At 73.5% G+C, this 20450-nt stretch carries 14 protein-coding genes; 7 read left to right on the forward strand and 7 right to left on the reverse strand.

What is annotated here, in order from left to right; translation table 11 throughout:
- Nucleotides 1-52: 52 nt before the first annotated feature.
- A complete protein-coding gene (locus tag QWY29_RS09950) occupies nt 53-283 on the reverse strand; it encodes a hypothetical protein (protein WP_300960571.1) in 231 nt (76 codons plus the stop codon).
- Between the two features lie 101 nt (nt 284-384).
- Between QWY29_RS09950 and QWY29_RS09955 the strand changes: the two genes are divergently transcribed.
- Together QWY29_RS09955 and QWY29_RS09960 are read left to right on the forward strand one after the other, a co-directional pair.
- Complete coding sequence (locus tag QWY29_RS09955) at nt 385-5022, forward strand: ATP-dependent helicase (RefSeq protein ID WP_300960572.1); 4638 nt, start codon at nt 385-387, stop codon at nt 5020-5022.
- Nucleotides 5015-5818, forward strand: a complete 804-nt coding sequence (locus QWY29_RS09960) for a DNA-formamidopyrimidine glycosylase family protein (RefSeq protein ID WP_300960573.1) — start codon at nt 5015-5017, stop codon at nt 5816-5818. Before QWY29_RS09955 ends, QWY29_RS09960 begins: the two co-directional genes overlap by 8 nt.
- Nucleotides 5819-5845: 27 nt before the next feature.
- On the opposite strand, the gene QWY29_RS09965 is transcribed toward QWY29_RS09960, so the two are convergent.
- Together QWY29_RS09965 and QWY29_RS09970 are read right to left on the reverse strand one after the other, a co-directional pair.
- Nucleotides 5846-6166 carry a helix-turn-helix domain-containing protein gene (locus QWY29_RS09965; protein ID WP_300960574.1) on the reverse strand — a complete coding sequence of 107 codons (321 nt, stop codon included), beginning with the start codon at nt 6164-6166 and terminating at the stop codon, nt 5846-5848.
- A 32-nt stretch (nt 6167-6198) separates the two neighbouring features.
- Complete coding sequence (locus QWY29_RS09970) at nt 6199-6687, reverse strand: CinA family protein (RefSeq protein ID WP_300960575.1); 489 nt, start codon at nt 6685-6687, stop codon at nt 6199-6201.
- 87 nt (nt 6688-6774) lie between these two features.
- Here QWY29_RS09970 and QWY29_RS09975 point away from each other — a divergent pair, with 87 nt between their 5' ends.
- Nucleotides 6775-8571, forward strand: a complete 1797-nt coding sequence (locus tag QWY29_RS09975; RefSeq protein WP_300960576.1) for a glycoside hydrolase family 15 protein — start codon at nt 6775-6777, stop codon at nt 8569-8571.
- Nucleotides 8572-8794: 223 nt separating this feature from the next.
- On the opposite strand, the gene QWY29_RS09980 is transcribed toward QWY29_RS09975, so the two are convergent.
- The 4 genes from QWY29_RS09980 to rimO form a co-directional block, all read right to left on the reverse strand.
- Complete coding sequence (locus tag QWY29_RS09980) at nt 8795-11635, reverse strand: ExeM/NucH family extracellular endonuclease (RefSeq protein ID WP_300960577.1); 2841 nt, start codon at nt 11633-11635, stop codon at nt 8795-8797.
- Between the two features lie 109 nt (nt 11636-11744).
- Nucleotides 11745-13955, reverse strand: a complete 2211-nt coding sequence (locus QWY29_RS09985; RefSeq protein ID WP_300960578.1) for a bifunctional metallophosphatase/5'-nucleotidase — start codon at nt 13953-13955, stop codon at nt 11745-11747.
- A 240-nt stretch (nt 13956-14195) separates the two neighbouring features.
- A complete protein-coding gene (gene pgsA, locus QWY29_RS09990; protein ID WP_300960579.1) occupies nt 14196-14813 on the reverse strand; it encodes a CDP-diacylglycerol--glycerol-3-phosphate 3-phosphatidyltransferase in 618 nt (205 codons plus the stop codon).
- The gene (gene rimO, locus QWY29_RS09995; protein WP_300960580.1) at nt 14810-16318 is read right to left on the reverse strand and encodes a 30S ribosomal protein S12 methylthiotransferase RimO; all 1509 of its coding nucleotides are present in this window, start codon (nt 16316-16318) and stop codon (nt 14810-14812) included. The genes pgsA and rimO overlap by 4 nt, the downstream gene beginning before the upstream one ends.
- A 136-nt stretch (nt 16319-16454) precedes the next feature.
- Between rimO and QWY29_RS10000 the strand changes: the two genes are divergently transcribed.
- From QWY29_RS10000 to QWY29_RS10015, 4 genes are all read left to right on the forward strand, one after another.
- Nucleotides 16455-17942, forward strand: coding sequence for a sensor histidine kinase (locus QWY29_RS10000; RefSeq protein WP_300960581.1), 1488 nt, complete (start codon nt 16455-16457; stop codon nt 17940-17942).
- 172 nt (nt 17943-18114) lie between these two features.
- Nucleotides 18115-18819 carry a VC0807 family protein gene (locus QWY29_RS10005; RefSeq protein WP_300960582.1) on the forward strand — a complete coding sequence of 235 codons (705 nt, stop codon included), beginning with the start codon at nt 18115-18117 and terminating at the stop codon, nt 18817-18819.
- A 158-nt stretch (nt 18820-18977) separates the two neighbouring features.
- Nucleotides 18978-20105 (forward strand): glycosyltransferase family 2 protein, encoded by a 1128-nt coding sequence (locus tag QWY29_RS10010; protein WP_300960583.1) that lies wholly within the window; start codon nt 18978-18980, stop codon nt 20103-20105.
- Complete coding sequence (locus QWY29_RS10015; protein ID WP_300960584.1) at nt 20106-20447, forward strand: hypothetical protein; 342 nt, start codon at nt 20106-20108, stop codon at nt 20445-20447. It abuts the gene before it with no gap.
- Nucleotides 20448-20450: the final 3 nt, after the last annotated feature.

Raw genomic sequence — 20450 nt, forward strand, 5'->3', positions numbered from 1 at the left:
CGGCGGGTCTCGAGACAGGCGCTGCGCGCCTTCCTCGACCAGCCGGAGGAGATCAGGCGCCGGTGGGCGTGTGGCTGGCCTGCTCGGAGGTGCGGGGGCCGGTCTGCTCGGAGGCCTCCTGGGTGCCCTCGGGGTCCTGGGTGCGCTCGTCGGACTCCTCGAGGATCGCCTCGGCCTGGGCCTCGGGATCGGCGCTGCCGGCGGTCTCCTCCTCGGGCAGGAGCTCGGCGCGGCGGTCGATGCGGGTCTGGTCGGTCTCGTCGTGCTGGTGCTCCTGGCTCATGCTCGCGAACGTACCCGGGCAACGGTCCGCACAAGCGCCCTGCGGCGCCCCCGACCGCTCGACGAGGAGCACTGTCGGTGCCCTGAGCGAGGATGGACCACGTGCCCGACCCGACCGACACCACCGACCCGCTGGCGCGGTTCAGCGACGCGACCCGCACGTGGTTCGGTGCTGCCTTCGCGGCCCCCACACCCGCGCAGGCGGGCGCGTGGGAGGCGATCGGCGCGGGCCGCCACGCGCTGGTCGTGGCACCGACCGGGTCCGGCAAGACGCTGTCGGCGTTCCTGTGGTCGTTGGACCGGCTGCTGACCGAGCCGCGGCCCGAGGACAAGCAGAAGCGGTGCCGCGTCCTCTACGTCTCCCCGCTCAAGGCCCTCGCCGTCGACGTCGAGCGCAACCTGCGCACCCCGCTGACCGGCATCCGCCAGACCGCCGACCGGCTCGGCACGCAGGTGCCCGAGGTGACCGTGGGCGTGCGCTCCGGCGACACCCCGGCGGCGGACCGGCGCAAGCTGGTCACCCATCCGCCGGACATCATGATCACGACGCCGGAGTCGTTGTTCCTGATGCTCACCTCGCAGGCGCGCGAGTCGCTGCGCGGCGTCGAGACGGTGATCCTCGACGAGGTGCACGCGGTCGCCGGCACCAAGCGCGGCGCGCACCTCGCGCTGACCTTCGAGCGGCTCGACGCGCTGCTCGAGCGGCCGGCCCAGCGCATCGGGCTCTCCGCGACGGTGCGACCGCTGGAGGAGGTGGCCCGGTTCCTCGGCGGCAGCGCGCCGGTCGAGATCGTGGCGCCGCCGGCCTCGAAGGAGTGGGACCTGAAGGTCGTCGTCCCGGTCGAGGACATGACGGCGCCGGAGGGGTACGACGAGGACTCCGAGGATCCTGCTCGCGCGCAGTCGATCTGGCCGCACCTCGAGGAGCGCGTCGTCGACCTCATCGAGCAGCACCGCTCGACGATCGTCTTCGCCAACTCCCGCCGGCTGGCCGAGCGGCTGACCGCCCGCCTCAACGAGATCGCCACCGAGCGGGCCGCGCCGCCGCCCGAGGCGCTCGAGCGACAGACCGGCGGCGGCCCGACCGGGCCGCCCGCCCAGGTGATGGCCCAGTCCGGCTCCTCGCGCCCGGTCTCGGCCGACGACCCCTACGCCACGATCGTCGCCAAGGCCCACCACGGCTCGGTGTCGAAGGACCAGCGCGCGCTCATCGAGGACGACCTCAAGCGCGGGCGCATCCCGGCCGTGGTGGCCACCAGCAGCCTCGAGCTCGGCATCGACATGGGCGCGGTCGACCTCGTCGTCCAGATCGAGTCGCCACCGAGCGTCGCCAGTGCCCTGCAGCGCGTCGGCCGCGCCGGCCACCAGGTCGGCGAGGTCTCCCGCGGCGTGCTCTTCCCCAAGCACCGGGGCGACCTCGCCCAGACCGCCGTGGCGGTGGAGCGGATGCGCTCGGGTGCGATCGAGTCGCTGCGGGTGCCGACCAACCCCCTCGACGTGCTGGCCCAGCAGGTCGTCGCCGTCACCGCGATGGAGCCGTGGCAGGCCGACGACCTCTTCGAGCTGGTGCGCCGCACCGCGCCGTTCGCCCAGCTGCCGCGGTCGGCGTACGACGCCGTGCTGGACCTGCTCGCCGGCCGCTACCCCTCCGACGAGTTCGCCGAGCTCCGCCCGCGCATCGTGTGGGACCGCGTCAACGGCACCCTGACCGGCCGGCCGGGCGCGCAGCGGCTGGCCGTGACCAGCGGCGGCACCATCCCCGACCGCGGTCTCTTCGGCGTCTTCCTCGTCGGCGGCGAGGGCCCCGGCAAGCGGGTCGGCGAGCTCGACGAGGAGATGGTCTACGAGTCGCGGGTCGGCGACATCTTCGCGCTGGGCGCGACGAGCTGGCGGATCGAGGACATCACCCACGACCGCGTGCTGGTGACCCCCGCCCCGGGCATCCCGGGCCGGCTGCCCTTCTGGAAGGGCGACGCCCCCGGTCGTCCCGCGGAGCTCGGCGCCGCCATCGGCGCCTTCACCCGCGAGCTGGGCGCGGTGCCGCCGGCGAAGGCCCAGGAGCTCGCGCGCGAGCGCGGCCTGGACGAGTACGCCGCCGGCAACCTCGTCACCTACCTGCACGAGCAGCTCGAGGCGACGAACGTGCTGCCCAGCGACCGCACCCTCGTGGTGGAGCGGTTCCGCGACGAGCTCGGCGACTGGCGCCTGGTGCTGCACTCCCCGTTCGGTACCCCCGTGCACGCCCCGTGGGCGCTGGCGATCAACGCCCGGCTGCGCGAGCGCTACGGCGTCGACGGCCAGGCGGTCGCCTCCGACGACGGCATCGTCATCCGCATCCCCGACACCGACGCGGAGCCGCCCGGCGGCGACGTGGTGGTCTTCGAGGCCGAGGAGGTCGAGGACCTCGTCACGACCGAGGTCGGCGGGTCGGCGCTGTTCGCCTCGCGCTTCCGCGAGTGCGCGGCGCGGGCGCTGCTGCTCCCCCGCCGCGACCCGGGCCGCCGCTCCCCGCTGTGGCAGCAGCGGCAGCGCTCGGCGGCCCTGCTCGAGGTCGCTTCGAAGTACCCGTCCTTCCCCATCGTGCTCGAGGCCGTCCGCGAGTGCCTCCAGGACGTCTACGACCTCCCCTCGCTCGTCGCGCTGATGCGCAGCGTCGACCGCCGCGAGGTCCAGGTCGTCGACGTCCCCACCCACGCCCCGTCGCCGTTCGCGCGCAGCTTGCTCTTCGGGTACGTCGCGCAGTTCATGTACGAGGGCGACTCCCCGATCGCCGAGCGGCGGGCCGCGGCCCTCTCGCTCGACCAGGGGCTGCTCGCCGAGCTCCTCGGGCGCGCCGAGCTGCGCGAGCTGCTCGACCCCGACGTGCTGGCCGAGGTCGAGGCCGAGGTCCAGCGGCTGCACCCCGACCGTCGCGCCCGCGACGCCGAGGGGGTGGCGGACCTGCTCCGCGGGCTCGGCCCGCTGACCACCGAGGAGGTCGCGCTCCGCAGCGTCGAGGGCGCGGACGCCGCCGCCTGGCTGCGGTCGCTGGCCGACACCCGGCGGGTGGCCGAGGTGCGGATGGCCGGCGAGGAGCGCTGGACGTCGATCGAGGACATCGGCCGGCTGCGCGACGGGCTGGGGGTCGCCGTCCCACCCGGCACCCCGTCGGTCTTCACCGAGCCCGTCGAGGACCCGCTGGCCGACCTGGTCTCCCGCTACGCCCGGACCCACGGGCCCTTCACCACCGAGCAGTGCGCCGACCGGCTCGGCCTCGGCCAGGCCGTCGTCCGGCACACGCTCCAGCGGCTCGCCGGGCAGGGGCGCGTCCTCGACGGCGAGTTCCGTCCTTCCGGCTCCGGGTCGGAGTGGTGCGACGCCGAGGTGCTGCGCCGGCTGCGCCGTCGCTCGCTGGCGCGGCTGCGCAAGGAGGTCGAGCCGGTCGAGCCGGCCGCGCTGGGTCGCTTCCTCACCGCCTGGCAGCACGTCGACACCGGGTCGGGCCGGGGCCCGCGCGGCGTCGACGGCGTGCTGACCGTCGTCGACCAGCTCGCCGGCTGCCCGGTGCCGGCCTCGGCGCTCGAGCCGCTCGTGCTCTCCGCACGCGTGCGGGACTACGAGTCGTCCTACCTCGACGAGCTGACCGCCTCCGGCGAGGTCGTCTGGGCCGGCCACGGCGCGCTGCCCGGCTCCGACGGCTGGGTCTCGCTCCACCTCGCCGACTCCGCCCACCTGACGCTGCCCGAGCACGAGCCCTTCGAGCAGTCCGAGCTGCACCAGGCGATCCTCGACGCGCTCGCTCCCGGCGGCGCCTACTTCTTCCGCCAGCTCGCCGACACCGTCACCGGCGTCGTCGGCGCCACGCCCGACCCCGCGGTCTCGGCCGCGCTGTGGGACCTGGTCTGGGCGGGGCGGATCAGCAACGACACGCTCACCCCGCTGCGCGCCCTCGTGCGGACCGGGTCGGCCAGCCACCGCACCAAGCGCGCCGCGCCCCGGGTGCGGATGAGCCAGACCACCCGCGGCCGAATGCCCGCCCGGACCGGCCCGCCCGAGACGGCCGGGCGGTGGGCCGTGCTGCCCGAGATCGACGACGATCCCACCCGGCGCGCGCACGCGACCGCCGAGCGGCTGCTGGACCGGCACGGTGTGGTGATCCGCGGGGCCGTCGTGAGCGAGCGGCTCCCGGGCGGGTTCGCGGCGGCGTACAAGGTGTTGTCGGTCTTCGAGGACTCCGGGCGCTGCCGACGCGGCTACTTCGTCGACGGGCTGGGTGCCGCGCAGTTCGGCACGTCGGGGGCCATCGACCGGCTGCGCACCTTCTCCGAGGTCGCCCCCGACGCCAAGCCGGTCGCGGTCGCCCTGGCCGCCACGGACCCGGCGAACCCCTACGGTGCTGCGCTCCCCTGGCCCGAGCGGGTCGTCGACAGCGACGCAGCGGACGGCAAGCCCGCCGCCGGCCACCGCCCCGGCCGCAAGGCCGGCGCCATGGTGGTGCTGGTCGACGGGGTGCTGACGATGTACGTCGAGCGCGGCGGCCGCACCCTGCTCACCTGGTCCGACGAGGAGGAGCGGCTGACCCCCGCGGCCCAGGCGCTCGCCGAGGCCGCCCGCCGCGGCTCGCTGGGCCGGCTGACCGTCGAGCGCGCCGACGGCGAGCAGCTGCTCGGCTCCGGCTCGACGCCGCTGCGCGAGGCGCTCACCGCGGCCGGCTTCGTCTCCACGCCCAAGGGCCTCCGGCTGCGAGGCGCCGGTGCCTGAGGGCGACACCGTCTACCGCGCCGCGCGGCTGCTGGACCGCACCCTGTCGGGCCACGTGCTCGAGCGCACGGACTTCCGGGTGCCGCAGCACGCGACGGCCGACCTGTCCGGCTCGACCGTCGTGCGGTCGCTCTCGCGCGGCAAGCACATCCTGACCCGCATCGACGGCGACCAGGGCGCCTGGACCCTGCACACCCACCTGAAGATGGAGGGCGCGTGGCGGGTGCACCGGCCGGGCGAGCCGTGGAAGCGCCCTGCCCACCAGGCGCGGGTGGTGCTCACCACCGACGACCGTGTCGCCGTCGGCTTCACCCTGGGCATCGTCGAGCTGCTGCCCACCGCCGAGGAGGACTCGGTCGTCGGCCACCTCGGCCCCGACCTGCTCGGCCCTGACTGGGACGAGGAGGAGGCGCTGCGGCGGCTGCGCGTCGAGCCCGAGCGGCCGGTGGGCGAGGCGCTGCTGGACCAACGGAACCTGGCCGGCATCGGCAACATGTACATGGCCGAGCTCTGCTTCGTCTCCGGCGTCGACCCCCGCGACCCGGTCGCGTCGGTGGGGAACCTGGTGCGGCTCGTGCGGCGCGGCAAGCAGATGCTCGAGCTCAACAAGGAGCGAGCGGTCCAGTCCACGACCGGAGACCTGCGCGAGCGGGAGCGGATGTGGGTCTACCGGCGCGACAAGTCGCCGTGCCGCCGGTGCCGGACGCCGATAGCGGTGGCGATGACCGGGCCGGCCGGGCGTGAGCGCGCGGCGTACTGGTGCCCGTCGTGCCAGCCGGCTGCACCGACCGCCTGAGTCGGCCGTCCGAACGGCCGGTTGGGCTCAGGCTGCGGAGGCGACGACCTCGCCGGCGCCGCGGTGGGCCGCGACCTTGGTGCTGACGGTGATCGGGATCGGAGCCAGGGCGGCTTCCTCGACGGCGACCGCGTGGGAGACCTCGCGCAGCACGTCGCTGAGCGGCACGTCGAGCGCGCTGCACAGGGAGGCGAGGAGCTCGGAGGAGGCTTCCTTCTGGCCGCGCTCGATCTCGGAGATGTAGCCGAGGCTGACCCGAGCCTCGGCCGAGACCTGCCGCAGGGTCATCCCGCGCTGCATCCTGCGCTCGCGGAGCACATCGCCGAGCTGCCGACGAAACAGCACCATGCGGGATCCCCTTCCTGGTCGGTTGGTCAACGCTACCCGATCGCGATTTCTTCCGTGCCCAGCATGTCCTCGAGCGCCGACAGTGCCTGCTGGACGGTGAGCTCCTGGATCGTCCCGCGGTCGCCGCCGAGCTCGAGCTCGATCGCCTTCAGCAGTCCCGGGCCCGACAGCCCGACGAACACGGTGCCCGCCGGCTTGCCCTCCTGCTCGCCGGGGCCGGCCACGCCGGTCGTCGACACGCCGTACGTCGCGCCGGTCATCTTGCGCACGCCGACCGCCATCGCCTTCGCGCACTCCGCGGAGACCACGCCGTGCTCGTCGATGACGTCCTGCGACACCTCGAGCAGGTTGTGCTTGAGCTCGGTGGCGTAGGTGACGACCCCGCCGAGGAAGGTCTCGGAGGCGCCCGGCGTCTCGGTCAGCTTCACCGCCAGCCGGCCGCCGGTCAGCGACTCGGCGGAGGAGATCGTGTGCCCTCCGGCACGCAGGGTCAGGTGGACGCGGGCGGCGACGTCGATCACGCGCCCGATGCTAGGACCACCGCGGTGACCGCGCGCGCACCACCCGCCGCCCGGGGCGGGTGCCGGCGCCCCCGCTAGCCTCGCGGCATGGCCCTGCCGATCGAGGACTACGCGCTCATCGGCGACCGCCACACCGCGGCGCTCGTCGGCACCGACGGCTCGATCGACTGGTTGTGCCTCCCCCGCTTCGACTCCTCCGCCTGCCTGGCCGCGCTGCTCGGCACCTCCGACCACGGGCACTGGCAGCTCGTGCCGGACGGGGTCTACGCGACCGAGCGGCGCTACCTCGGTGCCTCGTCGGTGCTCGAGACGACGTTCACGACCGCCGACGGCGTCGTGCGGCTGACCGACCACATGCCGCCCGGCGACGACCGCGCCGACGTCGTACGCCGCATCACCGGGGTCTCCGGCACGGTGCGGATGCGCCACGAGTGGAAGATCCGGTTCGACTACGGCGCCGTGCACCCGTGGGTGCGCCGCCACCACGTCCGCGGCGAGGAGGTGATCGTCGCGATCGCCGGGCCGGACCAGGTCGTGCTGAGCGGTCCCCGGCTCCCCCGGGCGGTCGACCACAGCCACAACGACGCCTTCGACGTGGCCGCCGGGGACGACCTGGTGTTCACGATGACCTGGCTGCCCTCGCACGTCCCGCTCGACGACCTCCACGACCTCGGCGACCGGGTCGGGGCGAGCATCGCGGCCGACGAGGAGTGGGCGGCGGTGTGCCGGCAGGACGTGCCGCACGCCGACCTGGTCCAGCGGTCCCTGCTCACCCTGCGGCTCATGACCCACGAGGCGACCGGAGGGATCGTCGCGGCCCCGACCACCTCGCTGCCCGAGGAGATCGGCGGCGAGCGCAACTGGGACTACCGGTTCTGCTGGCTGCGCGACGCCGCGCTGACGATCACCTCGCTCATCGACGCGGGCTACCTCGAGGAGGCGATGCTGTGGCGCGCCTGGTTGCTCCGCTCGGTCGCCGGTGACCCCGAGGACCTGCAGATCATGTACGCCGTCGACGGCGCGCGGCGCCTGCCCGAGCACGAGCTGCCGCACCTGCCCGGCTACGAGGGCTCGCTGCCGGTGCGGATCGGCAACGGTGCCGCCGTGCAGCAGCAGCACGACGTGCTCGGCGAGGTGATGGACGCGCTCGAGCGGGTCCGCACCGCCCGCGGCCACGCCGACCCCGACGCGTGGGCGCTCCAGCGATCGCTCGTCTCGGACCTCGCGCACCACTGGCGCGAGCCGGACCACGGCATCTGGGAGATCCGCGGCGAGCCGCGCCACTTCACCCACTCCAAGGCGATGGTGTGGGTCGCCTTCGACCGGGCCGTGCGGGCGGTCGAGGAGCACGGCCTCGACGGCCCGGTCGAGGAGTGGCGCCGCATCCGCGACGAGGTGCACGCCGAGGTGCTCGCCCGCGGCTGGAACGAGGCCAAGCAGACCTTCACCCAGCACTACGACACCGACGAGGTCGACGCCTCGCTGCTGGTGCTGCCGCTCGTGGGCTTCCTGCCCGGCGACGACCCGCGCATCCTCGGCACCATCCAGGCGGTCGAGCGCGAGCTGGTCCGCGACCGGCTGGTGCTCCGCTACCGCACCGAGACCGGCGTCGACGGCCTCACCGGCGACGAGCACCCCTTCCTCGCCTGCTCCTTCTGGCTGGTCTCCGCCTACGCCCTCGCCGGCCGCCGCGACGACGCCCGCGCCCTGCTCGACCACCTCGCCTCGCTGGCCAACGACGTCGGCCTGCTCTCGGAGGAGTACGACCCCGTCGCCTCCCGGATGACCGGCAACTTCCCCCAGGCCTTCTCCCACCTCACCCTCGTCCAGGCGGCCCTCGTCCTCGCCGAGGCCGACAGGCGGGCGGCTCCGGCGGCGACCTGAGCCGGTGGCCTGACCGACGGATCTGTCGGTCCGACCGTGCCGAGGTCGACGATCGTTCAATCGCGCGGTTGCAGCGGTCCGCGCGGCCGGTCGGGCGCTGGAACCGCGCCACTGCGCGGTGGTCGACGCCCGGGAGCGGTGACCCCGGACCCGGACGTACGCCGACGGGGGCCGGCCCGGGTGGGCCGACCCCCGTCGGAGGTGCTGCAGGTGTGGTTGCGGGCTACTTCTTCTTGAGCTTCTTGACGTTGATCCCGTGCTCGACGCTGTCGCCGGCGACGGTGCTGCTGCCGCTGTAGACGACGTCGAGGACGGCGCGGCCGACCTCGGTGAACGCCGGCAGGGTCAGCGTGACCTCGCCGTCGACCAGCCGGCCGGTGGCGAGCACGCGACCCTCGAGGAGGACCTGCACCGTGCCGGTGGGCGTGGCGCGGTGTCCGTTGGTGCGGACCTCGACGTCCAGGGTGGTGTCGGCCTCGCCGACGTACACCTGGTTCGGCGCGTGCTTGGCCTTGACCTTGGAGACGAGCTTGGCGCCGGCGTCGGGCAGGTCGATGCCGACGATCTCCGGGTTGTGGTCGGAGGAGCGGAACGGGTCGACGGTGTAGAGGTCGGTGACGTTGGAGTTGAAGCGGCTGTACTCGTAGTACACCGACTCCTCGGCGTTGATGTTCCACACGTCGACGCCGGTCACGACACCGCGGGCGGCAGCGTTGGCGAACACGTGGTCGAGCGAGCCGACCGCGCCGTCGAAGTTGTAGCTCTCCTCGTCGGGGTCGCTCGTCGACTCCAGGCTGGTGTAGCCGGCGGCCTCGATGAGCTGGACCGGGTCCTCCTCGCTGTAGGCGTTGAAGTCACCGGCGAGGAAGATCTTCTCGACACCGCGCGCAGCGGCGAAGGTGTCCGCGAAGCCGACGAGCGCCTGCGCCTGGGCGACGCGGCTGTCGTTGGCGTTGCCCTGGCCGAAGGGGTCCGGGGTGCCGGAGCCCTTGGACTTGAAGTGGTTCGCGACCACCGCGAAGCCGTCCGAGTCGTCACCGTCGACGCCGGTGAACACCTGCGCGAAGGGCTGGCGGGCGTTGGCGAAGGCCGGGTCGTCGAAGATCTGCGACGCACCGACCGGCCGCACCGTGGCCGGGTCGTAGATGAACGCCGTGCGGATGACGTCCTCGTCGGCAGGGACCTCGGCCGGCGAGCGGACGTAGTCCCAGCGGGTCGCGCCGGCGTCGGCGTTCAGCGCCTCGACCAGCGCGGCGACGGCCTCGTCGCGGTCGTGGCCGTCGACGACGAGGGAGTTCTCGATCTCCTCGAGCGAGACGACGTCGGCGTCGAGCTTGGTGATGGCGTCGACGATCTTGGCCTGCTGCCGCTCGAAGCTGGCGGCGTCCCAAGCCCCGCGGGGGCCGTTGCCCGAGCAGGAGTTCACGGTGATCGGGTTGCCGGCGCGGTCGTTGTACGACGAGCAGCCGGCGACGTCGGTGCCGAGCGTCGTGAAGTAGTTCAGCACGTTGAACGTCGCGAGCTTCACGTCGCCGCCGACGTCCTCGGGCAGGGCCGGGCGGTCCTGCTCGAAGGAGATGCCCTCGGGCACGCCCACGACCTGCTCGGTCGGCTGCAGCTTCCAGCCGAAGCGGTAGTCGAGGACGACCGGCTCGGTGAAGGTCACCGCAGCGCCCACCCGCACGGTGTGCTCGGCGGTGTAGTACGGCAGCGGCAGGCCCTTGTTGGCGTTGCTGGCGTAGTTGAGGCTCGACCCGTCGTCGAGGATCACCCGGTGGGCGTTGTTGTACGCCGCGCGGGCGGCGACGCCTGCGGTGTCCTGTGCGTCGACGACCTCGGTCGGGGTGACAAGGGGCTGGTCGTCGACCGCGAGGCCGATCTCCCCGAAGAAGCCGGACGAGGCGCTGCCGCCGTTGTAGGCCGAGCCGTCGTAGGTGTCGGTGACGGTGATCGGGCCGGTCGGCAGGACCGCCTCGCCCTCGTGGGCCTCGCGCAGCGCGTCGAGCTCGGCCCCGGTCGGGCAGTCGGTGCCGGGCAGGGCGCAGTCGGTGCCGGGGACCGCGGGCAGCGGGACGACCGTGCCGAGGTCGGCGACCTCGCGCAGGCCGGCGGCGTCGGCGGTGATCTCGGTCAGGCCGTTGAACTCGGTGACCGCGCCGGTGACCTCGACCGACTCGCCGACCGCCGGGTAGCCGTCGGCCGCGAGACCAGGGGTGTAGACGAAGACCGCGTCCGAGGCGGCCGGGGTGGCGGGGTCGCCCGGGGTCTGCAGGTAGAAGCCGCTGAGCCCGCCGGTCGGCCACGCGGCGGTGACGACGCCGGTGGTGACGACGGTCGAGCCGGCCAGCGGGCTGACGGCGCCGGTGCCCTGGACCTCCGCGATGGTCGCCGCCTGCGGGGCGGTCGGCTCCTCGGGCTCCTCCGGCTCCTCGGGGGTCGTGGCAGTGCTCTGGGGGTTGGGCGTGCCGATGGTGAACTCGGCCGCGTTGACGTCGCCGTCGGGGGCGGTGCGGGAGGCCGAGGTGGCGTTGGCGGTGCCCCCGGTCTTGGTGGTCTCAAAGGTGTTGCTGTTGACGCCGACGAGGTCGACGACGCCGGAGACGGACGTGGCCGAGCCGACCGGCGGGTTGAGAGGCGTCGTGCCGTCGGAGAGCCACACGGTGAACGCCGAGCCGGACATCGCGATGCCACCGGTGGCGTTGGGGGTCGGCAGGTCGACGGTCCCGCCGGTGCCGCTCGCCTGCTGCACGAGGTAGTAACCGCCCGCAGGCACGGTGCCGGTCAGCGGCGTGACCCCGCTGGCGGCAGCGCTGTTGCCGCTCGCGCGGTACTGCACCGACCAGCCGTCGACCGAGATGGCCGAGCCGGTGGGGTTGTGCAGCTCGATGAAGTCCGAGCGGTACGTCGCGCCGGCGTTGCCGCCGCCGCCGTACACCTCGCTGATGACGAGGCCGGAGCTGACGGCGTGCGCGGGGAGCGCGACGAGGGAGAGACCGGCGGCCGTGACGGCGAGGCCGGAGAGCGAGGCGAGGAGCCTGCGGGGGGAACGCCCGGGTGCGGGCATGGCGAGACCTCCGAGAGAGGGGGGTGGGGGGGTGCTGCGGGGGGTGCTGCGGGGGATGCTGCGGGGAGGGACCGCGGGGCCTGCCGGATCGGCAGGCCCCGCGGGTGGATCACTTCTTCTTGGCGACCCAGAACTTCAGGACCTGGGTGTCGGACTTGGTGCCCTCGTTGCCGAGGTACTTCACGCGGACCTTCTTCTGGCCCGGCTTGCCGTAGGCCTGGAGGCGGACGGTGGCCTTGCCCTTGGCGTTGAGCTCGACGGTGGTGACCTTGCCGGAGCGGAAGACCTTGACCGTGCCGGTGGCCGCGGCGTCGCCGGCCTCGACCGCGATCTTGAGGACGACCTTCTTGCCGACCTTGGCCTTGCCCTTCTTGGTGGCCTTCACCTCGGCGACGGCCTTCGGCGCGGGGGCGCCGACGACGGTGCCGGACGGCTTCGCGACGACCGAGACGTCCCAGGCGCCCGACAGGTTCGCCGGGGCCTTGAAGGAGACGTCGGCGGCACCGTCGGTGACCGGGAAGCTGCCCACGCCGACCGACTTGCTGCCCTGGACCAGCGAGACGGCGACCGAGGTGTTGACCGGCGAGCCGAGCGAGGTCAGGTCGAGGTTGGCGAGGGAGAAGGCGACCTCGTCACCCGCGGAGACCGAGGTCGGCAGGCCCGAGGCCTGGACCTGCTGACGGGCGAAGTCCGGGGAGATCGGGTCGTTGCCGGCGAGGTAGTCGCGCCACAGCTCGGCGTCGAGCAGGCCGGTGTCGGTGGAGCGGCCCTCGGTGAAGGCACGGAAGTTGTCACCGCCGGCGGCGAGGAACGACAGGGTCGAGACCGTGTAGGTCTTCGCCGGGTCGAGCAGCACGCCGTCGATGCGGACCGAGGTGATCCGCTCCCCCGCGTCCTTGGTCGGGTCGGCGGTCACCCGCACGTTGTCGGACATCGCCAGCTGCAGGTACGGACGCGAGGGGACGTTGCCCTCGGCGTCGGTCTGCCACTGCTGCTCGAGGACCTTCTTGATCGAGGCACCGGTCATCTCGACCAGCGCGACGGTGTTGTTGAACGGCAGCACCGCGTTGGCCTCGGCGAAGGTGACGACGCCGTCGGTGTTGGCCGGGTTGTCGGTGGTGTCGCCCTCGAAGAGCAGCTCGGCGCGCAGGCCGCCGGAGTTGGTCAGGCCGAGGTCGGGCTGGCCGATCTCGGCGAGGCCGTCGCGCAGCGCGTTGGCCACCAGGCCACCGAGGGTGGACTCCGAGGCGCGGTCGTCGCGCTTGCCGTCCTTGAACGCCGTGGTGATGTCGCCGGTGATCTTGGCGACCGGCTTGCTGCCGACCTCGTCGGCCGCGTCCAGGGCCGCCTGGGTGATCTCGTCGACCGCGGCGACGCGCGGCAGGGTCAGGTCGGCCTCGGCGACGCGCGCGACGTTCTCGACGACGGACGCGGTGACCTCGCCGGTGGCGTCGTCGACGGTGAGGTCGACGCGGCCGATGTTCTCGCCGTACGACCCCGTCTGCACGACCGGGCGCTCGCCGGCCGTCCAGGCGTACTGCTTGTGGGTGTGGCCGGTGAAGATCACGTCGACCTCGGGAGCGGTGTCCTCGACGATCTCGGCGAAGACGCCGCCGCCGGCGACCTCCTCCTCCAGCGTGGAGCCGTCGGGGGTGCCGGCGCCGGCGCCCTCGTGGAACTCCGCGACCAGCACGTCGGCCTCGCCGTTGGCGTCGTTGCCGTCGGAGAGCTGGGCCGCGACGCGGTTGACCGCCTCGACCGGGTCGCCGAAGGAGATCGAGGTGATGCCCGCGGGGCTGACCAGCGTCGGGGTCTCCTCGGTGATGACGCCGATGACGCCCACGGTCACGCCGCCGACCTCGTAGGTGGCGTACTCGTCGAGGGCCGGCTCGGTGGTGCCCTTGTTGTAGACGTTGGCACCGAGGTAGTCGAAGTCGGCGGCGTCCTGGACGCGGCCCTCGAGGTCGGCGAAGCCGCGGTCGAACTCGTGGTTGCCGACGGCGGAGCCGGCCAGGTCGAGCGCGTTGAGCACGTCGATCGTGGGCTTGTCCTGGGCGTTCGACGAGGCGAACAGCGAGGCGCCGATGTTGTCGCCGGCGGAGAGCAGCAGGGTGTTGTCGTCCCCGGCCTCGGCCCGGATCTGCTCGACGGTGGTGGCGAACTTGGTGGTGTTCGCGTCGATGCGGCCGTGGAAGTCGTTGATGTTCAGCAGGGTGATGTCGACCGTGGCGGCGTGGGCGGGCGCCGGCACGAGGACCAGCGTGGTGGCGGCGACGGCGAGCCCGAGGGGGGCGACGAACCGCTTGGGGGTGGCAGGCATGTGGAGGAACTCCTGGTGGGGGTGACGGGCGCGTGCCCGATGACGGCCCCGGATGCAGGCAGCGGCGCACGCCATCGTCGTCGACAGACGACGTCCCGAGACGAGCGCGAGCAAGCGGAAACCTTCCGGCACGAGGGGCGGGCGGCCGATGAGGCCGCCGTCACCCTAGTACGACGCCGGACGTCCTCGATCCACCCCGAAGGTGACGATCTGGTGACGAATTGGCGGAGGCGGAATGGCTCAGCGGGAGCCGGCGCCGAGCGCGCGGCGCTGCTTCCAGGTGTCGCGGAAGAACTCGTAGCCCGACCACAGCGTCAGCGCGACGGCGACGACGAGGCAGGCCTGGAAGAGGTAGAACAGCACCTCGCCGGGCGCCTCGAGCGCGCCGGGGAGGTCGGGGTCGCGCAGCGGCAGCACGAGGCCGCCGAGGGCGAGCGCCTGCACGGTCGTCTTGAGCTTGCCGAGGTCGGCGGCGGCGATGACGATCCGCTTGGCGATGGAGAGCCGCAGGAGCGTCACGCTCCACTCGCGGGCGAGCACGACGATCGTCACCCACCACCAGATGTCGCCTGTCACCGACAGCCCGATGAAGGCCATGCCGGTGATCGCCTTGTCCGCGATCGGGTCGGCGATCTTGCCGAAGTCGGTGACCAGGTTGCGGGCCCGCGCGATGTCGCCGTCGATCTTGTCGGTGATCATCGCGACGACGAACAGCGTGTAGGCCACGCAGCGCCACAGGATCGAGTCGCCGCCGTCCACCAGCAGCGCCCAGCCGAAGAAGGGCACCATCGCGATGCGCAACGTGGTGAGCACGTTGGGCAGGTTGAGGTTCGACACCTGCGGCTGGGTCTCGCTCATGCGTGCGCCTCCTGCACGATCGGCTCGGCGTACAGGTCGGCCCCCTCGGCGTCGACCACGACCGCGGTGACGAGGTCGCCGACCTCCGCCCGGCAGCCGACGAGGTACGTCGACCCGTCCACCTCCGGGCCCTGGTGGGCCGCGCGGCCCTCGATCGCGGGCTCGCCGTCCTCGTCGGTGACCGACTCGACCAGCACCTCGACGGTCTCGCCGAGCCGCTCGAGCGCCCGCTGGGCGGTGAGCTCCTCGACCAGGGAGGTCACGTGCTCGGCGCGGGCGCGGACCTCGTCCTCGTCCAGCTTGCCGTCGTACGACGCCGCCTCGGTGCCGTCCTCGTCGGAGTAGCCGAACACGCCGGTGACGTCGAGCCGCGCGGCGACGAGGAAGTCGCACAGCGTCTGCAGGTCCTCCTCGGTCTCGCCGGGGAAGCCGACGATCACGTTGCAGCGCACGCCGGCCTGCGGGGCGTGGCCGCGCACCTGCTCGAGCAGCCCGAGGAAGCTCTCCGGGTCGCCGAACCGGCGCATCCGGCGCAGCACCGACGCGCTCGCGTGCTGGAAGCTGAGGTCGAAGTAGGGCACGACGCCCGGGGTCGTCGCGATCGCCTCGACCAGGCCCGGCCGGGTCTCGGCGGGCTGGAGGTAGGAGACCCGCACCCGCTGGATGCCGTCGATGGCGGCGAGCTCGGGGAGCATCGTCTCCAGCAGCCGCAGGTCGCCGAGGTCCTTGCCGTAGGACGTGGAGTTCTCGCTGACCAGGAACAGCTCGCGCACGTCCTGGGTGGCCAGCCACTGCGCCTCCTGCAGCACGTCGCTGGGGCGCCGGCTGACGAAGGAGCCGCGGAAGGCGGGGATCGCGCAGAACGAGCAGCGCCGGTCGCAGCCCGACGCCAGCTTCAGCGGCGCGGTAGGGCCACCGTCGAGCCGGCGGCGTACGGCGCGGGGGCCGGTGGCCGGCGCACCCAGGCCGATCTCGCCGGTGGGCGCGGGGGCGACCGACGACCCGTGGCCGGGCACGGCCAGCGTCGACGCGGCGCGCTCGACCGGGGAGATCGGGAGCAGCCGGCGGCGGTCCTGCGGGGTGTGCGGATGGTGGGTCTCCCCCGCCACGATCGAGCGCAGCCGGGCGGCGATGTCGGGGTAGTCGTCGAAGCCGAGCACGGCGTCGGCCTCGGGCAGCGACTCGGCCAGGTCCTTGCCATACCGCTCGGCCATGCAGCCGACCGCGACCACGGCCTGCGCCCGGCCGCTGCCACCGGCCGACGGCTTGAGGTCGGCGGCCTCCAGCAGCGTGTCGACGGAGTCCTTCTTGGCGCTCTCGACGAAGCCGCAGGTGTTGACCACGACCGTGTCGGCCTCGGCGGGGTCCTCGACGAGGCGGAAGCCGTCGGCCTCGAGCCGGCCGGCCAGCTCCTCGGAGTCGACTTCGTTGCGCGCGCACCCGAGGGTCAGCAGCGCCACCGAGAGCGGGGTCGTCGGTCCGGGGCGCGTGTCTGCTGCAGTCATGGTCGTCGTCGAGTATGACCGTCCGGCACCCCTGGCGGCGAACCGACGCGACTGCGCGGTTCGGCCCCGAGCGGCCCGCAGGTCCCCTACGGTGAGGGCCACCACACCTCGACGAGGGACCGGCAAGGAGGTGCTGATGGACGCGCCCGCCGACGGCGGCCCCGCGGCCGACGCCGCCGCCCTGTGGCAGCTGACCCTGCAGCACTCCCCGGTCGGCATGGCCCTGGTCGACCTCGCGGGACGCGTGACGCTGGTCAACCCCGCCTTCGCGGAGATGCTCGGGCGCGACGCCGACGAGGTGGTCGGCCTGCACTTCGCCGAGGTCACCCACGACGAGGACCTCGCCGAGGACACCCGCTACTTCCAGCAGGCCCTCGCGGGCGAGCTCGACTCCTACCGGCTGCGCAAGCGGTACCTCCGCGCCGACGGCCGCCCGATGTGGGCGGACCTGTCGGTCGGCGTCGTGCGCGACGACGCGGGCCGGCTGCACCACGTCCTCGCCCAGATCCTCGACATCTCCGAGCAGCACCACGCCGAGCAGCGGCTCGCGGCCGCCAACGCCGAGATCGAGCGCGAGCGGCAGTCCCTCGACACGGTCTTCGAGACCGTCGGGGTCGGCCTGCTCATCCTCGACGACGAGGGCCGCTACGTGCGGATGAACCGCAAGCACCGCGAGACGATGAACCTCCCCTTCCCCGACGGGCACGCCGGCGCGGCCGGCCAGCTCGGCCACGTCTACCGCCTCGACGGGCGCACGCTGCTCACCCGCGAGGAGATGCCGTCCTACCGCGCCGCCCGGGGCGAGGAGTTCACCGACTACCGCTACTGGGCCGGCGACGACCCGCTGACCCGGGCGGCGTTCACCACCACCGCGCGCCAGGTGCGCTCCCCCTCCGGCCGGCGGCTCGGGGCCGTCCTGGCCTACCAGGAGATCACCGACCTGCTCCGCGCCCTGGAGGTCAAGGACCAGTTCGTCTCCTCGGTCTCCCACGAGCTGCGGACGCCGCTCACCGCCGTCCTCGGCCACCTGGAGATGCTCTGCGAGGAGGACCTCCCCGCCGACGTCGTGCAGCGCCTGCACGTCGTACGCCGCAACGCCGACCGGCTCCGCACGCTGGTCTCGGACCTGCTGCTGGTCGCGCAGGCCGGCGAGGTGGGGCTGGAGATGCACCGCCTCGAGGTCGACCTGGCCATGGTCGTGGCCGAGGCCGTGGACAGCGCGTGCCCCGCCGCCGAGGCCGCCGGGGTGTCCCTCGCCGCCGACCTGCCCGACGGCCTCGTGGCCCGGGTGGACGAGCAGCGGGTGCGCCAGGTCGTCGACAACCTGCTCTCCAACGCCGTGAAGTACACCGAGGCGGGCGGCTCGGTCCGGGTCGTGCTGCGCCGGGTCGCCGGCGCCGTCGAGCTGCGGGTCGCCGACACCGGGATCGGCATCGCACCGAACGAGCTGTGCGACGTCTTCGACCGCTTCTTCCGCGGGGGTGCCGCGGTCGAGAAGCACATCCCCGGCACCGGCCTCGGCCTCGAGGTCGCCAGCTCCATCGCGCACGCGCACGGTGGCACGATCACGGTGGAGAGCGAGCTCGGCCGTGGCAGCGTCTTCACCCTGACCCTGCCCATCTGACCGCGAGCGGCTGTCGACCTGGCTGTCGACCTGGGTGTCGACCTGAGTTCCGGTTCCGGCCCGGGACGCCCGGCGGCCACCTACGCTGGGACCACCGGGCGAGCACCGCACCGCTCCACGTGCCCCCGCGCAGCACCCCCACGACACGGCCCACCGGCCTGAAGGGCCGCCCATGCCGCTGTCGCACCCCGCGCCCGCCCCGCTGGCCGAGTTCGGTGCCGACCCGGACGCGTGCGCCCCGGATCGCCCGCGCCTGGGGGCTGTCGTGCGTCGGGTGGGGGTCAACCTGCTGGTCGCGTGCGTGGTGCCCGCGGTGCTGTTCTACGTGTGCTTCCGCATCGGCGACGTGTGGGTCGCGATGGGCGCCGCCCTGGCGTGGTCCTACGGCGCGATCGCCTGGCGCGCCAGCACCGGCCGCCGCGCGTCGGGGCTGCTCCTCCTCACCGCCGCCGTGATGACGGCGCGCACCGCGGTGTCGGTCGTCTTCGACAGCACCTACCTCTACTTCCTCCAGCCGATCGTCACCGACGGCCTCATCGCGGCGCTCTTCCTGCTCTCCCTCGCGACCGCCCGGCCGGTCGTCGCGCGACTGGCCGGCGACTTCTACCCGCTCGACGACGACCTGGCGCTCCGCCCGGGCGTCCGCCGGCTCTTCTCCCGGCTCACGCTGTTGTGGGGGACCCTGGCGGCGGCGAAGGCGCTGGGCACCCTGTGGCTGCTGGAGTCCCGGTCGCTGGAGACCTTCGTGCTCGTCAAGACGGTCTCGCTGCCGACCCTCAACGGCCTGGCCGTGGCGCTCACGATCGCCGCCGCCGTGCTGGTCGCCCGCCGCGAGGGCCTGCTGCCCGCGGCCCCGGTTCCCGCCCCCTCGCGTTGACCGACGGGCCCGACGCCCGCCCGTCAGGGAGCCCGGCCACGGCCGTGTAACGGCAGCGGCCGCCCGCGACAGGTAGTGCTCGGGTGCGCGTCGTGCGTGCCCCTGCGCCGACTCCCCCGCGGCGCAGCAGCCGGCACGACGCAGGAGCAGGAGCAGCCGTGACGACCACCGTCCACCCGGACGTCGACGCCGCAGGACGCACCCTCGTGCGACGTGACCGGCCCGAGCAGCGGCCGGGCCGGCACCGTCGCGCGCTGGTCCCGGCCGACGACCTCACGGTGATCATCCCGGCCTACGACGAGGCGGCGTCGATCGCCGACACCGTCCGCAGCGTGCTGGGCCAATCGACCCCGCCGGCTCGCGTCATCGTGGTCGACGACTGCTCGACCGACGGCACCGGCGAGGCCGCCCGGGCCGCCGGCGCGGAGGTGCTGCGGCCCGACCACAACACCGGCTCGAAGGCGGGCGCGCAGAACCTCGCCCTCGGCCTGGTCGACACGGCGTACACGATGGCGATCGACGCCGACACCACCCTCGCGCCCGACGCGATCGAGGTGCTGCTCGCGCCGCTCGAGGCGGACGACCAGGTCGCGGCCGCGTGCGGCTTCGTGGTGCCCCGCCACGTGCGGTCGATCTGGGAGCGCGGGCGGTACGTCGAGTACCTGCTGTCGTTCACCTTCTACAAGCCCACCCAGGACCACTACGGCGCGCCGCTCATCGCGTCCGGCTGCTTCTCGGCGTACCGCACCGACGTGCTGCGCGACGCCGGCGGCTGGTCCGAGCGCACCCGGGCCGAGGACATGGACCTCACCTGGACGTTCTTCCAGCGCGGCCACCGCGTGCGGTTCGTGCCCGAGGCCGTCTGCTACCCGATCGAGCCGCACGACCTGGACTTCATGAGCAAGCAGCTGCGGCGCTGGTCGCACGGCTTCGTGCAGAACGTCCGGCTGCACTGGCGCGGCATCCTCCCCCTGCCGTTCCTGAGCACCGCCGTCGGCGTGGCCATGGTCGACGCGGTCGTCGCGTCCCTGGTCTACCTGCTCGTGCTGCCGGTGCTGGCCGTGGTGCTCAGCCCCTGGGTGCTCGCGGTGTACGTCGTCGACGTGCCGGCGATCCTCGTGCCGGTGCTGGTCGCCGCCCGCCGCCGCGGGGAGGTCGGCAGGGCGCTCGCGTCCGTGCCGTCGTTCCTCGTGCTCCGCATCGTCAACGGCGTCTTCATGGTCCGTGCGCTGTGGAGCGAGGTCGTGCTCCGCAAGCCGCTGCTCGTCTACGAGAAGGGCCACTGAGTGACCGCCGGACTCCCCGGGACGGGCCTCGGCGGTCTGCTCTACGTGCTGCTCGCGCTGCTCATGCCGCTGCGCGAGCTCTACCTCACCGCCCGCGGCCGCAGCAGCCGCGAGCGCTGGCGCGTGGTGGGCCGCCAGGCTTCGATCGCGCTCGCCGTCGTCGTCGTCCTCGTCGCCACCGCCGTGGCCGCACGGCGGCTGCTGGGTGGTGGCGGCCCGCTGAGCGACACCACGGCTCCGTTGCTCGCGGGGGCGGGCGTCGGCCTGTGCGTGCTGGCCGTGCTCGCCCTCGTGCTGCGGCTCTGGGCGCTGCTGGACCGGCGGGCCGTCGCCGCCGGGTGAGGC

It is taken from the genome of Nocardioides abyssi (assembly GCF_030412915.1).
GTDB classification, from domain to species: Bacteria; Actinomycetota; Actinomycetes; order Propionibacteriales; family Nocardioidaceae; genus Nocardioides; species Nocardioides abyssi.

What these genes read in the sequence shown, in the direction of transcription:
- QWY29_RS09950 (WP_300960571.1), bottom strand. Translation starts at nt 283, where the DNA reads ATGAGCCAGGAGCACCAGCACGACGAGACCGACCAGACCCGCATCGAC.
- QWY29_RS09965 (WP_300960574.1), bottom strand. Translation starts at nt 6,166, where the DNA reads ATGGTGCTGTTTCGTCGGCAGCTCGGCGATGTGCTCCGCGAGCGCAGG.
- QWY29_RS09975 (WP_300960576.1), top strand. Translation starts at nt 6,775, where the DNA reads ATGGCCCTGCCGATCGAGGACTACGCGCTCATCGGCGACCGCCACACC.
- QWY29_RS09980 (WP_300960577.1), bottom strand. Translation starts at nt 11,635, where the DNA reads ATGCCCGCACCCGGGCGTTCCCCCCGCAGGCTCCTCGCCTCGCTCTCC.
- QWY29_RS09985 (WP_300960578.1), bottom strand. Translation starts at nt 13,955, where the DNA reads ATGCCTGCCACCCCCAAGCGGTTCGTCGCCCCCCTCGGGCTCGCCGTC.
- pgsA (WP_300960579.1), bottom strand. Translation starts at nt 14,813, where the DNA reads ATGAGCGAGACCCAGCCGCAGGTGTCGAACCTCAACCTGCCCAACGTG.
- rimO (WP_300960580.1), bottom strand. Translation starts at nt 16,318, where the DNA reads ATGACTGCAGCAGACACGCGCCCCGGACCGACGACCCCGCTCTCGGTG.
- QWY29_RS10000 (WP_300960581.1), top strand. Translation starts at nt 16,455, where the DNA reads ATGGACGCGCCCGCCGACGGCGGCCCCGCGGCCGACGCCGCCGCCCTG.
- QWY29_RS10005 (WP_300960582.1), top strand. Translation starts at nt 18,115, where the DNA reads ATGCCGCTGTCGCACCCCGCGCCCGCCCCGCTGGCCGAGTTCGGTGCC.